17 protein-coding genes are annotated in these 16378 nt (G+C 59.6%); 4 read left to right on the top strand and 13 right to left on the bottom strand.

Going from position 1 to position 16378, the window contains the following annotated elements; genetic code table 11:
• Positions 1–65 precede the first annotated feature (65 nt).
• From C8N43_RS00620 to C8N43_RS00590, 7 genes are all read right to left on the bottom strand, one after another.
• Positions 66–1943 carry a protein-arginine deiminase family protein gene (locus C8N43_RS00620; protein WP_107843772.1) on the bottom strand — a complete coding sequence of 626 codons (1878 nt, stop codon included), beginning with the start codon at positions 1941–1943 and terminating at the stop codon, positions 66–68.
• A gap of 407 nt (positions 1944–2350) precedes the next feature.
• Complete coding sequence (locus C8N43_RS00615) at positions 2351–2926, bottom strand: c-type cytochrome (RefSeq protein WP_107843771.1); 576 nt, start codon at positions 2924–2926, stop codon at positions 2351–2353.
• Positions 2923–4185, bottom strand: coding sequence for a PQQ-dependent sugar dehydrogenase (locus tag C8N43_RS00610; protein ID WP_107843770.1), 1263 nt, complete (start codon positions 4183–4185; stop codon positions 2923–2925). The genes C8N43_RS00615 and C8N43_RS00610 overlap by 4 nt, the downstream gene beginning before the upstream one ends.
• Before the next feature lie 55 nt (positions 4186–4240).
• The gene (locus C8N43_RS00605) at positions 4241–5812 is read right to left on the bottom strand and encodes a GMC family oxidoreductase (protein ID WP_107843769.1); all 1572 of its coding nucleotides are present in this window, start codon (positions 5810–5812) and stop codon (positions 4241–4243) included.
• A 21-nt stretch (positions 5813–5833) separates the two neighbouring features.
• The gene (locus C8N43_RS00600) at positions 5834–6358 is read right to left on the bottom strand and encodes a Twin-arginine translocation pathway signal (RefSeq protein WP_107843768.1); all 525 of its coding nucleotides are present in this window, start codon (positions 6356–6358) and stop codon (positions 5834–5836) included.
• Between the two features lie 17 nt (positions 6359–6375).
• Positions 6376–6771, bottom strand: a complete 396-nt coding sequence (locus tag C8N43_RS00595) for a VOC family protein (RefSeq protein WP_107843767.1) — start codon at positions 6769–6771, stop codon at positions 6376–6378.
• 115 nt (positions 6772–6886) lie between these two features.
• Entirely contained in the window at positions 6887–7180 is a 294-nt protein-coding gene (locus tag C8N43_RS00590; RefSeq protein ID WP_107843766.1) for a ribbon-helix-helix domain-containing protein, read from the bottom strand.
• A gap of 144 nt (positions 7181–7324) precedes the next feature.
• Between C8N43_RS00590 and C8N43_RS00585 the strand changes: the two genes are divergently transcribed.
• From C8N43_RS00585 to C8N43_RS00575, 3 genes are all read left to right on the top strand, one after another.
• Positions 7325–8023, top strand: coding sequence for a GntR family transcriptional regulator (locus C8N43_RS00585; protein ID WP_107843765.1), 699 nt, complete (start codon positions 7325–7327; stop codon positions 8021–8023).
• Positions 8024–8088: 65 nt separating this feature from the next.
• Positions 8089–9636: a class I adenylate-forming enzyme family protein gene (locus C8N43_RS00580; protein ID WP_211308547.1), complete on the top strand. Its 1548-nt coding sequence runs from the start codon at positions 8089–8091 to the stop codon at positions 9634–9636.
• Positions 9633–11378 (top strand): thiamine pyrophosphate-binding protein, encoded by a 1746-nt coding sequence (locus C8N43_RS00575; RefSeq protein WP_211308546.1) that lies wholly within the window; start codon positions 9633–9635, stop codon positions 11376–11378. The genes C8N43_RS00580 and C8N43_RS00575 overlap by 4 nt, the downstream gene beginning before the upstream one ends.
• Before the next feature lie 459 nt (positions 11379–11837).
• On the opposite strand, the gene C8N43_RS00570 is transcribed toward C8N43_RS00575, so the two are convergent.
• Genes C8N43_RS00570 through C8N43_RS00550 form a run of 5 tightly spaced genes read right to left on the bottom strand, consistent with a single transcriptional unit; the run spans position 11838 to position 14467 of the window.
• The gene (locus C8N43_RS00570; RefSeq protein WP_107843763.1) at positions 11838–12521 is read right to left on the bottom strand and encodes a methyltransferase domain-containing protein; all 684 of its coding nucleotides are present in this window, start codon (positions 12519–12521) and stop codon (positions 11838–11840) included.
• Entirely contained in the window at positions 12518–12940 is a 423-nt protein-coding gene (locus C8N43_RS00565) for an MAPEG family protein (RefSeq protein ID WP_107843762.1), read from the bottom strand. The genes C8N43_RS00570 and C8N43_RS00565 overlap by 4 nt, the downstream gene beginning before the upstream one ends.
• A gap of 16 nt (positions 12941–12956) precedes the next feature.
• Positions 12957–13445, bottom strand: coding sequence for an SRPBCC family protein (locus tag C8N43_RS00560; protein WP_107843761.1), 489 nt, complete (start codon positions 13443–13445; stop codon positions 12957–12959).
• Positions 13445–13834 carry a hypothetical protein gene (locus tag C8N43_RS00555; RefSeq protein ID WP_107843760.1) on the bottom strand — a complete coding sequence of 130 codons (390 nt, stop codon included), beginning with the start codon at positions 13832–13834 and terminating at the stop codon, positions 13445–13447. The genes C8N43_RS00560 and C8N43_RS00555 overlap by 1 nt, the downstream gene beginning before the upstream one ends.
• A gap of 42 nt (positions 13835–13876) precedes the next feature.
• Positions 13877–14467 carry an SRPBCC family protein gene (locus C8N43_RS00550; protein ID WP_146174137.1) on the bottom strand — a complete coding sequence of 197 codons (591 nt, stop codon included), beginning with the start codon at positions 14465–14467 and terminating at the stop codon, positions 13877–13879.
• Positions 14468–14579: 112 nt separating this feature from the next.
• On the opposite strand from C8N43_RS00550, the gene C8N43_RS00545 reads away from it, so the two are divergent.
• A complete protein-coding gene (locus C8N43_RS00545; protein WP_107843758.1) occupies positions 14580–15176 on the top strand; it encodes a TetR/AcrR family transcriptional regulator in 597 nt (198 codons plus the stop codon).
• 190 nt (positions 15177–15366) lie between these two features.
• Here the strand turns inward: C8N43_RS00545 and C8N43_RS00540 are convergent, their stop codons facing one another.
• Entirely contained in the window at positions 15367–16269 is a 903-nt protein-coding gene (locus C8N43_RS00540; RefSeq protein WP_245912860.1) for a LysR family transcriptional regulator, read from the bottom strand.
• Positions 16270–16378 lie beyond the last annotated feature (109 nt).

Below are 16378 nucleotides of genomic sequence, written 5' to 3'. Positions count from 1 at the left end.
GGATGTCGTGCATGCAGTTATAAGTAGGACCGAAAATGCAAAGAATGTGCGCAATACGCCCAACATTATTGCCACCACTTCTTGGTGGGCGGCTTGCGGTTTGAATTGGTTCCACAATGGATTTCGCCTTGCATGATGTGATAGGTTAAAAAGCAATCCACGTAATGTACTTTGACGTCGGGGTTCGGTGCAAAGGCGGTGTCGATGGCCTTTTCGAACTCGCTCTTTGTCCCCGTCGCGCCAAGCACAGGCCCGAACGGTTTGGGGATAATTAAGTCCGCTTTACGCCCGGCCTTGGTTACCACCAACATGTTAACCGATCCCGGGGTCAGCGCAATACAATCGAGAAGTACCGTTTTGTCGGTGGCTGTGAACAAGATCGGGAGATCAATGAAGTCGGAATCCTTAAGCGACAGCTCTTTTTTGAGAATGGTCTTTTGATCATTCAAGGTTTTTTGCACCTTCGTCTGAAGGGCAACCGCATCGGCATTTGCCATGAACTGTCCAGCAGTCTTTGCGGCGATATACTCGTCGAGGTAGCCGCCAATACTGCCTAGCGGCGGTAGCGGAAAGACGGCGCCGTCATTGCCTGTGATCGCGTCGAAAAGAGGTGCAGTCGGCTTCGCGGCAGCCGCCTTGCGCACAAGATCAAGCGCATCCTCGGGACACGCGAAGGCCACCTTGAACCCGTGGGTGCCGGATTTGTCGGGGATGAAGCTCAAGAATTCATCCACGTGGCCCACGGTAAGCCACCCGGTGTCCAGTGGGATCGGATCTTGGATCCCCTGCCCCTCCAAAAGCTCGCGCATCTCTACCATCATGTTGGCATGACCGGTCCCGCCACCTGTCGTGCCGTAGACAATTCTGCCAAATGGGTAATGTGTTCCAATCGGAGGAGAACATTCCAGATTTCCAAATGAATCGAGGCTGGAGTTCGGGATAGGCTTATTCGCCTCGTAGTAGCCAAAATCGGGACCAAGCATTTCGCGGCCTGGATATTTGGCAAAGTGATCGCCGGGCCCTGCGCCGCGGCTGCGCGGTGTACGGATGACTGAGACGAGATCATGGCTCGCCGGAACCGCACTGTACCCAAGCTCCATAATATCTTGCGTCCATCGATCCCCCAAAGACTCGCCAGCCGGGATCACTTCAAGCTTGCCACCAAGAATCTTTTTCAAGGCCGGAATGAAATAGCCTGTATTCTCAGTCAGATCTCCGGTGGGTTGCGCCGCGACATAGACCTTTTCTGTCTCGTCAAAATGCGTGAACAATATCCACGGTGCGACACGAAGCTTGGCCGTCTCGGAGTGAAGCACAGCCCCGCCGGCTTCGACCCGCAAGGTCAGCTCTATGTAGCCGTCAAAGGCCTTCTGGCCCGATCCAAGGTCTGCATTCGGAAACTTCACGGCCTCCATACCGAGCTCAATCCGTCCATTTGCATCGAAATCGGCATCAGAAAACGTCTTTTCGGCACCTGTGCTGGGCCCGATGATCTCAACCGACCCTGCGGCACGCCCATCAAATATCCGGATGTAGTCTTGGAAACTGCGACTTCCGGACGATACCGAAAGCACGACGTTCGCCGGAGAAATGCTCGCCTTGGTTTCCTTGCGCAAATCGAGCGGCGCAATCTCCGACAAGTCCGTTCCGCCGTTGATCTTGTTGTCCTTCAAGTCGGTGTTATCGATCGCCTTCGCGCCACTTTTTCCATCGTCATTGTCACAATTCACACAAAGGATCGCGCCCTTGCCTGCCGGACCAGAGCTCCAGATATTATTGGTCAAGTAAGTATCATCCGGCACGCCGTCCCGATTGGAATCGACGTGCAGATGGACCTTACTACAAGGCAAACAAGCGCTATCCGGGAGCGGCTCAGAGGCAGGTGCAGGAGAATGCAAAATGATCTCAAATAAAAAACTTAAACACCGACAGATGTTAGTCATTACCACGCGTCTGTCGAGTCGCTTTAATGATCTTTTCTGACTGGCGGATGGACTCGTAGAAAGAACGACAGTCTTAGGGATCTTCAGCCGAGAAGCTTTTCGAAGGACAAGATCGTCACATAACCCCAAACAGGTTTCAAAATAGCATCCTTGCAACGGTAATGGTGTGGTCCCGCCTGTCAAAGTTCGACGCAGAAACACGCTAAGAACTTAGGCGGTTGGTCACCTCGATCGCACCTGATGGAATTGCAACGTACTTTACCTAAGCGTCGGGTTGCCTAGGCCAGAGCGCAATTCACGGCGGACACCTTTATCTTCATGCGCTTATTCCGACATTTGATGAATGCAAAATCAATAGTGCCGCTTGTACGCCATTCCGAAATTCGACCACGGGTTGTCCGGATTTCTTAGTCCGCATCGACCTGCTTGATCTCAATTTCTGCCGCGGCGTACCAGTTTGCGATGTCGCGCAGGTCTTCATCGCTGATCTCACTGGCGATCGGGGCCATGATGTCGCTGGCGCGCTGGCCGTTTCGAAACGCCTTGAGCTGGGTCTCGATGTAGATATTCGTCTCAGCCGCCAGATTGGGGGCATCCTCGACCAAAGAGATACCGTCGCTGCCATGGCAGGCCGTGCAAAGCTCCGGCGCATTTTCTGCGGGTTCGGGGTGGCTGACGGTTACGGTGTGGCCCGCATACCAGGCGGCCACATCGGCGATCTGTGCGTCGCTCAATCCACGCGCCACAACGGTCATCATCTCGTGTTCGCGGCTGCCATCGCGAAAGGCTTTGAGCTGGGCTGCGAGATACGCGGCGGGCTCTCCTCCGATATGCGGCGCGATGGGGATGAGCGCAAAACCGTCCAGCCCGTGACAGGTCCGGCACATGCCCGCGACCTTGCGGCCCGCGGCACGGTCCGCCTCGGACAAAACAGCGCCGGCGAGGAAGACCCCGCCGAGCGCCAGTGTCAGTGCCAGTCTCATTCGCCGTAGCTGATGCGGTAGATCGCACCGGCCAGATCGTCGGAGACCAGGATGGAGCCGTCCCGCAACTGCGCGACATCCATCGGACGGCCAAGATATTCGCCGTTCTCGTCCAGCCAGCCTTCGGCGAAGGGCTCCATCGTCGCGTTGCCCTCCTCGTCGATGAAGGTGACCATGACGCGGGCTCCGACCGGCTCCGTGCGGTTCCACGAGCCATGCTGGGCCGAGAAGATGGCGTTCTTGTATTTGGCCGGGAACATGTTGCCCGAATAGAACGTCATGCCAAGGTCTGCCGCGTGGGCCACGGTTTCGACCACGGGCATCACCACGTCGACCGGCACCTCCATCTTGTCGTAGCCGTGATCGCTGACCCGGATGTCGCCGCCGCCGTACCAAGGTGCGCCGAAATGCTGGCCCATGGCCGTCTGCCGGTTCAGCTCACCGGGCGGGATATCGTCGCCCATGCCGTCAACCTGATTGTCGGTCCACCACAATTCACCGGTCACGGGATGGAAGTCATGCCCGACCGAATTACGAACGCCGTATGTGTAGACCTCGCGGTCCGAGCCATCGCGGTTGATCCGAATGATGCCGCCAATGCCCCATTCGTTGTACAGGTCCAGCTTCTCGGGCGGCGCGACATTGAACGGCTGGCCCAGCGAGATGTAGAGTTTGTCATCCGGACCGACCCGGCAGACACGGGCGGAGTGGTTGAAGCTTTCTTCTTCCGGCGGGATCAGGTCGCCCTGCGCCACGAGATTGAACGCCGCCACGTCGGGGCTTTCATAGAAGAACTCCGCAGCCGGGAAGAGCAGAACGCGGTTCTGCTCGGCGATATAGAGGAACCCGTCCTTCGAGAAGCATGGCCCGTTCGGGATCGAGAAGGTCAGCGACGGCGCGAAATCCTTCACCTCGTCGGCCACCCGGTCCTTGTTGCGATCCGTGACGGACCAGACCTTGTCCTTGCGCGTTCCCACGAAGGTCACGATACCTTGCGGGCCGACCGCCATGGAGCGCGCATCGGGCACGATGGCGTAAAGCTCGATCTTGAAGCCGTCGGGCACGGTGATGTCCTCGGCCAGGATCTTCTTGATCCCTTCGGCGTAATCTCCACCCTGCTCGATAAAGGTGAAGTCGGTCACCCCCGTCGTCTGGAAGTTCGAGAGCTTTTCGAGGTTGTCGGGCACATCGGCGGATTGCGCCAGGGCCGCCCCCGAGATCAGCGCGACGGCACTGACATAGGTTGCAAGATTTTTCATTGTCTTTCCTCCCAAAAATGAAAGCGGCGCGCCGGGATGGGCGCGCCGCTTTGGTTCAAATATTTCCTTTGGACAACTCGCCCGCCAGATGATCGGCCTGACGTATGGCCAGCGCCACAATGGTAAGCGTCGGGTTCTCCGCCGCCCCGGTGGTGAATTGCGAGCCATCCGAGATGTAGAGGTTGTCGATGTCGTGGGTTTGGCCCCACTTGTTCACGACCCCATCGCGCGGATTGGCCGACATCCGGTTGGTGCCAAGATTATGCGTCGACGGGTAAGGCGGGGTCGGGAAGGTCCGCGTGGCCCCGACCGCGTCATAGACCGCCATGCCCTGCCGGTAGGCATGGTTGCGCATCGCGATGTCGTTGGGGTGGTCGTCGAAATGCACATTGGCCACCGGCAGACCGTACTGGTCCTTGACGTCGTGGTTCAGCGTCACGCGATTGGTTTCCTGCGGCATGTCCTCGCCCACGATCCACATGCCCGCCATGTTCTCGTATTCGTCGAGCGCGGAGGTGAACTCTCGGCCCCATCCGCCCGGATCGAGGAAGGCGGCCATGAAGGGCAGGCCAAGGGCCAGCGTTTCCAACTCGTAGCCGCCGACGAAGCCGCGCGACGGATCGTGTCGCGCCTCGTCCTGAATGATGCCCGCCATGGTCGTGCCGCGCCAGAAGCGCACCGGCTTGTCGAAGACCGCGTAGACCGATCCGGTCATGTGCCGCATGTAGTTGCGGCCAACCTGGCCCGAGCTGTTGGCAAGCCCGTCGGGAAACATCGACGAGGCGGAGTTGAGCAGCAGGCGCGGGCTCTCGAACGAATTGCCCGCAACGCAGACTACCCGGGCCTTTTGCATCTGCAGGTTGCCCTCTGCGTCGAAATATTCGACACCCGTGACCTTGCCCGCGTCGTTGTGCAGGATGCGGGCCACGTGGGACTGCGGACGCACCTCCAGATTGCCGGTCGCTTCGCCTTCGGGGATGTCGACGTAGCCAGCCGACCATTTCGCGCCCCATTTGCAGCCTTGGAAGCAGAAGCCCGTCTGCTGGCACATCAACCGGTCGCGCTTGTCGTCGGCGTTGATGGCCATGCGCCCGGTATGGACGTCCTTGTAGCCGAGCGCCTTCGCACCTGCCTCGAACACCTTGTAGTTGTTGTTGCCCGGCAGGCCCGGACGGTCGCCGGTGCGGGTCACGCCCAGCTTGTCTTCCGCCTTGGTGTACCACGGGTCCATCTCGGCCGCCTCGATTGGCCAGTCGAGCAGAGAGGCACCCTGGACGTTGCCATAGGTCGACGCGGCCTTCCATTCATGCTCTTGGAACCGCAGGCTGGCGCCCGCCCAGTGCTGGGTCGTGCCGCCGACCGATTTCACGATCCACGCAGGAAGCCCGGAGAAGTCCTTGGCCACGCGCCAATCCCCGCTGGTCGTGCGCGGGTCGAGCCAGGCCAACTGCCCGAAGCTGTCCCACTCGTCGTTGATGAAATCTTCCGGCAAGTGACGACCGCCGGCTTCCAGCGCGACGACGCTGACGCCTTTTTGTGCCAATTCATTCGCCAAGACACCGCCGCCTGCGCCGGTGCCAATAATGACGACCACATTGTCGTCGTTCAGATCAAATGGAGCTGCCATAAGTCTGTCCTCCCTTATGGCTCAAAGCCAATTGATGTCGTTGAAACCGCGCTCGAGATAGCCGCCCTGGCTGAAGCTCTCGCCTTCGTAGCCAAAGATCGGCCAGACAGCTTTCTGGTTATAAAGCCCGGTCACCAGGCCGCCGCGGATCTGCTGGAAGAACGCGCTGTCTTCGATACCGCGCAGGATATCGACACGGTCGCGCTCCCACCCGGTGCCAAGATAGCTGTCGTGGCCCTTGCCTTGCGCGGCGGCATCCAGGGCCGCGATCCCGGCCTCGATGCCTTCGGCGGCCTCGGCCGTGTCATAGCCCTTGACCGCAATGACGTAGAATTCGTCCGCCACCTTGTCATGCGGATAGATATCGCGGGCCATCTGGACGAGGGTCGCAAACGTGTCCGGCTTGAGCGCTGTCGTCTCCATCGCCCATGCCGCGTCCTTTGCCGCCATGAAGCCGCTGCCGATCACGAACGAGGCGCCGGCCGCCGTTGCCTGCGACAAGAGCTGCCGTCGTGTCAGCCCTTTCGGGCCCATTCCTTCGGTCATGTCTGATCCTCCCTTTATCATTTGAACCGTCCCCCGCGTTCCAGAACCTCGATCTGGTAGCCGTCCGGGTCTGCGACGAAAAAGAACCGCGCGACGAGCTCGCCGTCGGGCGCGAACTCCACCAGTTTGCGGGGTGCGAGGCCTTCGGCCTCAAAGCGGGCATGCTCGACCTCCAGGTCGCCTACCGAGACGGCCAGATGGCCGTAGCCGTCACCAAGGTCATAGGGCTCGGTCCGGTCCTTGTTCACCGTCAGCTCTAGCTCGAACTCTTGCTCGGCGTTGCTCAGGTAAACGAGCGTGAACTCCGGAAAATCCAGACGGTCCGCGACCGTTAGCCCAAAGGCTTTATTGTAGAACTCGACCGATCGTGCCTCATCAAGAACACGGATCATCGAATGAATTGTCTTGGCCAAAATGCCCGCTCCCCTACGCGATTCCAGTTTGTGAAATCAGCGTAAGGGGTGACCCGGTATGGCTTGGTAGTATGCCTTTACTACCTGCCTGGATTCTTTTCAGGCAGTCTTGCGCTTATTCCGCCGCGAAAGCTGCAGCGGGCTCAGGCCGGGAGATTTCGATGAATTTCAGGCACGCACAACGCAACAGAGATGTGAAATTCTCCGGCTCGCCCCGCAGCTCGAGGACCTCTGAATGAAGTGTCGAAATGAACATCGGTGTACTCACCCCATCGCGCGCGGCGATTTGGTCGAGCGTGTCCCAATAGGCATTTTCAAGACGGATACTGGTACTCTGGCCGTTCAAGCGCAAACGGCGCGTGCGGCTGGCATATCGTTCCGGATCCTGTCCGGCAAAGACATGGCACATGTCAGTTCCTCCCATGTGTTGGCCGGTTCACCTGAAAACAGGAGGCAAATCGACTCAGACTAATAGAATTTCGTATACGAAATACCGAATTATGTCTATTCATCTCGCGCAACCGCCCGATCTGCGGGCGAAGAAGGAGAGCACATGGAATCGATCAAGCCCCAGAAATCATTGGTAGAACAGGTCTACGATATTCTGCTTGATGCCATCTGCTCCGGCGAAATTCCGCCGGGCGAACGCCTGAACCAGGACGAGATCGCGACCCGGCTCAATGTCTCCCGCCAGCCGGTGAACAGTGCGATCTCCATTCTGAAGGCCAATGGTTTCGTCCGCGACAACGGTCGTCGGGGGGGCGTGGTCAGCGAAGTCGATATGGAGCAGTACCGTTCCATCTACGAGTTTCGCGGTGTCGTCGAACCCTTCGCCGCGAAACGCGCCGCCGAACGGATCGGCGATGATGCGGCATCCGAGGCGCGCGACATCCTGCGCGAAGGCAGCGCCGCCATCGAGGCGCGCGATATCAAGCGGCTCCTGAAGGCCGATGTACGCTTTCACCAGACGATCTACCGCTGGAGCGGCAACCACGTCATCGAGGACTCCATGCGCGCGAACTGGCCGCACATGCTGCGCTCGATGACCGAGATTTTGCGCGACCCTGACTCCGCCCGGCAATCGTGGGACGACCATAAAGACATCATGGAGGCCTTGCTTGCACGCGATGGCCCCGCCGCCGAAGCCGCCATGAAGCGCCATATTGGTTTGGCATTCGAGAAGACCCGCAAGGTTCTGGTGCCCAGACGTGGTGGTGAACCGTCGCCGGAGATCGTTCGCAGTGGCACCTGAAACCACGACATTAGCCTGCCGGAAAGGTCCGTAGCCCCGTGTCTTCCTTGCCCCACGCCGGACAAATGCTCGCTGCGCAGGCGCGGTTGCAGCCCAGTCGCGTCGGGGCCCGCGATCTTGAGCGGGAGCTGACCTTCAGCGCGTGGAACACCCGTGCTAATCAGTTGGCGAATGCTCTGATCGGCTTGGGCATCGGCAAGGGTGAGAGGATCGCTATCTTTGCCTTCAACCGCTTGGAATGGGCCGAGATCTATTGCGCGGTGGCCAAGGCCGGCATCGTCGCCGTTCCGATCAATTTCCGCCTGACCCCGCCCGAGGCCCTGTTCATCTGCCGCGATTGCGCGGTTTCCGCGGTGATCGCCGGGTCTGATCTGGTCGGGACAGTAAACACAATCCGCCCCGATCTGGGATTGCCGCCGGAGCGGTTCATCCTGATGCACGACAGCCCTGCGCCGGGTTGGCGGAGCTACGAAGAGGTGCTGATCGCAGGCGCGAAGATAGAGCCTGACGTCCCTATCACCCCCGAAGATCCGTGGTGCCTGATGTACACCTCGGGCACCACCGGCAACCCTAAAGGCGCGATCCGCAGCCATCGCGGGATGGCGATGCTGGCGTTGATGACGCAGGTCGAGCTTGGGCTCGCCCGCCGCGATGACGCGCTTCTGGTCATGCCGATGTGCCATGCCAACTCGCTCAACTTCTTCACTTCTTTTCTGGCCATCGGCGCGGCGGTGACGATCTTCTCGCGCCAAAGTTTCGACCCCGAGCTGTGCCTGAAAACCATCGGTGAGATCGGGGTCACCTTCTCGTCCATGGTGCCCACGCATTACATGATGATGCTCGACGCGCCGAACCGCCATGCCAGCGGTTTCAAGCGGGTCGAGAAGCTGATGGTCTCCTCCGCCCCGGCCCGGATCGAGACCAAGCGCGCCATCATGGAGATGTTCCCCCGCTCCCAGCTCTTCGAACTCTATGGCTCGACCGAAGCGGGCTGGGTCACTCTTCTTCACCCCGACGAGCTGTTCGACCACTTGGGCACGGTCGGCCGCGAAGTCACGGGCTCTGCCCCGGTCCGCATCCTCGACGATGATGGGAACGAGGTGCCAGATGGCGCGGTCGGTGAGCTGTTTTCCTGCTCGCCCTACGCGTTCGAGGGCTACTGGAACTTGCCCGAAAAAACCGCCGAGGCCTTTCGCGGCGACTACCTGACCGTGGGCGACATGGCGCTGCGCGATGAGCATGGGTTCATCAAGCTTATCGACCGCAAGAAGAACTTGATCATCACTGGCGGCGAAAACGTCTACCCGGCCGAGGTTGAAAGCGTCCTGTCCCAGCATGATGCCGTGCGCGATGTCGCGGTCGTCGGCATCGAAGACGCCCGTTGGGGAGAACGTGTCGCCGCCGCCGTCGTCCTTCGACCGGGCGCTGATGTCAGCGCCGACAACCTTCTGTCATGGGCCCGCGACCGACTGGCGGGCCACAAACGCCCGCGCCAAATCGTGTTCCTCGACCAAGACGAGATGCCCCGCAACACCACCGGCAAGATCCTGCACCGCGTCTTGCGCGAAATGCTGAAGGATCAGGTCACCAACACGACGGAGACACCCACGTGACAGAGCGACAGGACCTGAATCAGGACGAAGACAGCGTTGCGGCATGGATGGCGGAGGCCCTGGAAAAACGCGGCATCGATCGCGTATTCGGGCTTCAGGGTGGGCACATCCAACCCATCTGGGACCACCTTGCGCGTCGCGGCATCCGCATCATTGACGTGCGCGACGAAGGCGCGGCCATCCACATGGCTCATGCCCACGCGGAGCTGACGGGTGGTCTGGGCGTCGCGATGGCGACCGCGGGCCCCGGTGTGACGAATTGCGTGACGGGGATGGCCAATGCCTCCCTCGCGCGGGCACCGGTCCTGCTGATCGGTGGCTGCACCTCGCGGCCACAGGCGAATATGGGGCCGCTGCAGGATATCCCCCATGTGGACATCATGCGCCCGGTGACGCGCTATGCCCGCACGGCCCGCGTCGCCGAACAGGTTTTGCGCGAAATGGACGAGGCCATCGCCCGCGCGCAGGGCGACATGGGCGAACCCGGGCCAAGCTATATCGAGGTGCCGACCGATGTGCTGCGCACCCGGATCGCTGCCAATCTGCTCCCACAGGACTGGCTTGCGCCGAAACCCCCGCGCAGGCCAAATCCTGACCCCGACGCACTGGACGAGGCTGTTCGGGCAATCCGCGCCGCCAAGCGGCCGCTCGTCATCAGTGGCCGCGGCGCGCGTGGTGCGGGCGACGCTCTTGTGGGCTTCCTTGATGCGACCGATGCGCTCTATCTCGACACGCAGGAAAGTCGGGGCCTTGTTCCTGCGAACCACCCATCGATCGTAGGTGCCGTGCGCGCCGCCGCCATGGGGCAAGCCGATTTGGTCATAACACTTGGCCGCAAGCTGGATTACCAGCTTGGCTTCGGGTCGCCCGCCGTGTTCCCCGATGCGATCTTCCTTCGCATCTCGGATACAGCGGGTGAGTTAATCGACAACAGGCGCGGAGCGCCCGAAATCCTTGCACCCGTTGCGACGGCTTTGACCGCCCTCACAGAGGCACTTGGCACCGACGCCGGTACGCGCGACGCGGATTGGCTGTTGGGACTTCGCGGCAAGCACAAGGAGCGGATTGCTAAGGGCAAAAGCAATCCACCACCCAAGCTGGGCAACGATGGCAAGATCCACCCGTTGGCGATCTTCTCAGCGATCGAGGAGATCGCGGACCCGGATTACATCGCCGTGGCGGATGGCGGCGATCTTCTCAGCTTCGCCCGCGTCGGCCTGCAGGCACGGACGTATCTCGATGCCGGCGCGTTCGGGTGTCTCGGCGTAGGTGTGCCATTCGCCATCGCTGCAGCGCTCGCGCATCCCGATCGTCAGGTGATCTCGGTCAATGGCGACGGGGCATTCGGGATCAACGCGATGGAGATCGACACGGCGGTACGCCACGGCGCAAAAGCCGTGTTCATTGTCTCCAACAACGCCGCCTGGAATATCGAGCGCTTCGATCAGGAGTTTAACTATGGCGGCCGCGTGGTCGGGACGACGCTGCGCCACTCGGACTACGCCGGTATGGCCCGGGCGCTCGGTGCCCATGGGGAGCGGGTTGAAAACCCCGAAGACCTGCCAGATGCGCTACGCCGCGCGCTGGAAAACGCCCCCGCCGTGATCGACGTTGTGACCTCGCAGGAGGTCGTTTCGTCAGACGCGCAGAAGGGTTTGGGGTTTGTCCCGGACTATCAAGCTCTAACAGCATGGGACGACGCCGAGCGCCGCCGCCGTCAGCGGACAGATCACAGCAAATAGCCCCGAGGTCTTTACTCCGCTCTACGGAAGTGGCTCGGCCTTCCTTGATTTCAGTTCCGTTGCATCGTCGGCGCGACGCGATTTGCATTTCGCAGAGGAAAATCGCGCGCAAACCTGAATCCTCGAAGAGCGAAGAATACTCTCATGAAATCAACCAAAATCATAACCAAGACGATAATATCTGTGATCGTCGCCTGCCCGCACCTAGCGGTGCCAGACCACCGAACGGCCATGGAAAAGTTATCGAAAGCACTTTTCGCCCGCACATTCCTTTCCCCAATCTTACGACATTCTGCGGGTCACCCGTCTGTCGCGACGAGTGGCAGCGAAGCCGACAGAGTTACACGAAACCGTTTTGATTTTCGGGTCTTCTTAAAGGTCACGAAGAGACTTGGAGATTTGATGGCAACGGCTAAACACGACGTGTCTGGTGCCTAAGGTCTGTTCGCCTTGATCAAACTACCTCATAAAAACCTGTGCGAATTGCTTGGTCTTCAAATGCACTTTTGGATCGTAGGTCGGGACGTCGAGCGGGTCGTCGGTTTCACTGATCCAGTTTCGGTCTTCATGGCTCAGGCGTAAGCCCGTCTCTTCAATGAGTGCTCTGAGCTCCTCGGGCACGCTTCGATGCAACGCCCCCGCGGACGCTTGACCAATCCCCGATGGAGCAAGGTTGTCTATCAGCACGAGCTTTCCCTCAGGCTTAAGAACACGAGCGATTTCGGCGAAGACGTTGCTGGGGCGGCCGAAGGTTATGCCTGGCCCCGGCACGAACCACAGCTCATGCGGCCCCTGCAACCAAATGACACGGTCAATTGAGGCCTCATCGGCGTCGAGCGTCTCCCAGGATGAAGAGCTGTACCGCGCATTTGGCTTGCCCGATCTTTCCACCCGCCGCCGTGCATCCTTTCCAAAGAACGCGTCCAACTCGGAAGGCTGCTGCACGGTCAACTGCCCTGAACTGCCAATCAGCTCAAGAAGGAGGCCTGTGAACCATCCCTTCCCTGGCTCCAGTTCCAGCACTGAATGGCCAGGCTCAAGCTCCGCCAATGTCAGCGTATCTGCGGCCCTGCGACGGTTGTCGAAAGCGCGATCCGCGTTGGACCGCCCTTCCGATTTCATCAGTCTTCCCAGCAAGCTCATTGGCCAGCGACAACGCCGATCGTGCCCAGTCCCAACACGACACCGACGGCGAACACGGGGGCCGCGAACAGGAACAGGGCCCAGCTAAGGCTTCGGAACGGCGTGATGCCGAACGCATATAGAGGCAGATAGAAAATCCGCGACACGATCATCGCGAGTGAGGCCCAATATGTCAGCGCCCCCGAGGATCCGGTGATCTGTTGAACGAGGACCAGCGCGATCCACACGGCGGCCACATCGCTCTGGTTGCGCACGGCACGAAGCAATCGGCCCTGTGCCGGGGAATCCGGCGGCGGATCTGCGCGATTAGACAGCGCGTAGGCCGTGCCGCCGATCTTGTCGAGATGGAGTTGCTGTATGACGATGGATAGCCAAAGCATACCACCGGTAACGAAAACGGACCAAAGTTCTAGTGTCATTGTCTTTTCCTAAGTGTCAGGCGGCCAGTGCCGCGGCCTTGTCTGGGTGTATTTTGCCGGTCTCGGCAAAGAGTTTCAGGTCCTCGAGGGTTTCGTCGATCGCGCTGCTGAACTGGCGCCGGATGGCCCACCCCATGAGCACGCCGAAGGGTGGCATCAGGTCCGCGACAAAGGACAGATCGACCTCGGTCGCGCCCCCGGCCCCGTGCAGCTTCCAGCGCCCGCTTAGGTTGCGAACGAAGAAGGGCATGGCTGCCGCCTTGGCATCGTAGGCAAGGACATGGGCTTCCGGGTCGAAAGTGCGTATCGTTTCCGTCACATCGCCGATTGAGGCCGTACAGACGCGCCCTCCAACCGGGGCCCCGGCAAGAGGCACGACAGCGGTGTTGGGTTCGGACGATTGAACCGCCCTCGCCCATTCACCGACCTTGGCATAGTCCGTGGCAAGGATGGACCAGACGTGGTCCACCGGTGCCGACACGGTCAGTGACCGGGCGATCTGCATCACTCGGTCTCCAGACCAACGGAGGACGCGATGTCGAGTTGTTGCATCTGAAGTGTCTCAAGGTTTGCAACACCCGGTAACGCTGCGAATTCAGGCCATGTCAGAGCCTCTTCATTGATGCGGTTCATCGCATCACGATCTGTCCAGTAATTGACCATCGTCCATGTGCCGGCGGGCCCTTCCGCGACGGAGCGCGCGACGAGAGTGTCATACTTGCTCATCTGCGCCGCGATCGGATCGAGAGCGGCCGTCACGGCCGAGGCGTCAGCGCCAGCCTGCGCCTTGAAGGTGACAATTTCGACGACGGTCGCGCTTTCTGCGAAGGCCAAGGCGGGTGTCAGTGCCAATACTGCCATGGCAAGGGTGCGACGGGTTTTTGTAAAGATCATGAGTGGGGCTCCTTGGGTTTGGTGGAATGAGAGGCGTGCGCCTCAAGGCTTCTCGTCACCGCGATATGTGCCGCCGAAGACGTCCACGGCGGTCTGAAAGGTACGGCGCAAGGTTCCAGTCAGAACCGGTTCGATCACCGGGCCCGTGCCAGCGATCCGAGGATCGAAGTAGGCCTTGACGGTCAGGTCGGTTCCGCCGCTTTCGGCTGCTTGGAAGTCGTAGATCAGGATGATGTCGCTGACAGGCAAAGACATGGTCGAGGCCTCGGCATCAACGGTGTAACCAAGGGAATGTGGTGGATCGTAGACGACGATGGGCTCAACCAACTCGCGACCATCGCCGAAGACACAAATGCGTCTGGAGCCGACGCCAAATTGCCCCGGGGTCTCGCTTTGCGAGTGATCAAAGCGCACCTCGACGATGTTTGGATCGTAGAGATCCACGCGAGTGAGAAGCTGCGGCAGAAGCTCGGCAGGCGCGTCATTAAAGGACATTCTGACCGTCCGGCGCAAGGAAACGCCCTCCACGATCGTCGCATCAAGCCTGCGCATCGCATCTTGCGCATTGGTTATCGCAGGCAAACCTAATGTGATCGCCGCCGAGAGGGCGACGTGACAGAGAATGGACCTCATCGGAATGCTCCGTGTTGTCAGGATCGTTTTATAACTTATGTTCTATAATAAATAACGTTTGCCATGGCCGTTGTCCAGAGTTATATACTGAGAATTATAAAATAGGTGTGATATGGCCCGTCCAAGAAGTTTTGACGAAGATACGGTTGTGGATGCGGCGATGGTGGCGTTCTGGCGCACGGGCTTTGACGACACACCCATCAATGCCCTCGAAAACGCGACGGGGATCAAGCGGATCAGCCTCTACAATGCGTTCGGCGATAAGGAGGGGTTGTTCCTCGCGGCATTGGACCGCTATCACCTTGGTGCTCTGGAAGTCTATGAAGGCATGGTGGCACAAGGCGATCTCGACGCGATCCAGAAGCTGTTCACGGCTATGAGCTCCCCCGCCGATCCCGATGCACCGGCCCATGCCGGGTGCCTGATGGTGAACACCGTGCTCGATGTTCGCCGCGCCTCGGAAAACGTAAAAGCGCGCATTGAAGGCTATCGAAAGCTGCTTAGATCTTCGCTTGTGTCCGCTCTCGAAAACGCCCGCTCATCGGGCCAGATGGACGCGGACGATGCGTTGATCGAGCGACGTGCAACATATTTGCTGGGCCTGCTATGGGGCGCATTGGCGATGATACGGGTCGAGGGCAAGACAACGGCTGCGAGAGACATCGCCGATATCGGTAACGCGGTTATCGATAGTTGGCGAAGTTGTTGAGCGACGGCGGAGGTACTGACAAGCGTCCGCGCTAGCAGCGAGCGCAGCCTCGACACTCTCTCTTTATGGCTTGGATCAGTTCTTTTCTGCCGATCAATGAGCGGTCAGATAGTTTCACTTCCAACTCGCCAAGCCGTCATTCGCGCAAAGACGCCCACTATCCGGTGTGGAGAGCAGCGGCGCCTCAGGTTCACACGCTCCCTCTGCCATTGCTTCCTAGGTTGGTCTGCCTGGATTTCGCTTCGAATTGGCTTTGCAGGATACGGCCGAACGCATGGGACGAAGGTTCTGTCTCTTTCCTCTCAGCAATGAAATAGGCAAATTCGATACTCAGTTGTCTTTCCCATGGCACCAGAGCAATTCCCGGCGCCAATGCGGGATCAAGCGAGACGGGATCGGCGAAGGCGAACCCCAGCCCGTCGTGAACCAGCCGGTACGCGGCATTGCCCACGGACACCTCATAGGCGGGCTTGGCAAGACCGGTTACCTCGCGTTCGATCAGGCGGCGAAGCACCGTGGTTTCATCCAGGGCAATGTAGGGAACGCCGATCAGGTCTCGGGGTCCGAGCGCAGGATACGCGGCCAATGGATGCGCGCGCGGAAGGGCGATGCACAACGTTGCTGCGCCAAGTGGGATCGGCTCAAGCTTCTCCACCGGCAAGGGCAGCGCCGAGACACACACATCAAACTTCTGGTGCATGATCCGTCGACCCAGATCGCGGCGCAGCATGATTTCCAGTTTGACAGGCTGGTCCGGATGCGCGCTGGCAAATTCCGCGATGGAGGGAAGCACAAGTCCGCTTGCGATCCGGGTTTGTGACACGATCCGAAGCGGTGGGCGCACATCTTTGCGCATCTGGCTGAACACGGTGGGGAGTTCGTCGATCTGCGCCAAGAGGCTGAGCGCCTCCGGATAAAACTTTTCTGCTTCCGGCGTGGGGATCAGGCGCTTTTGCGTGCGACTGAAAAGCGTGACGTCAAATTCCTGCTCTAGAAGCATAAGCTGACGGCTGGCGGCGGATTGGCTCAGATGCATCCGGTCGGCCGCACGGGCAAGCGTGCCTTCTTCCATGACGAAGACGAAGATGCGCAAAGCTCGTATATTCATTGTTCCAATTTTTCGAATTATAGATGCGATAATTGCGTTATTTGTATGGTGCTCCGTTTGATAGGGTCGAGCAACAACTTTTACCGGGACACAT

Source organism: Litoreibacter ponti, from assembly GCF_003054285.1.
Lineage (GTDB): Bacteria > Pseudomonadota > Alphaproteobacteria > Rhodobacterales > Rhodobacteraceae > Litoreibacter > Litoreibacter ponti.
This window is presented reverse-complemented; position numbering and strand designations above follow the sequence as displayed.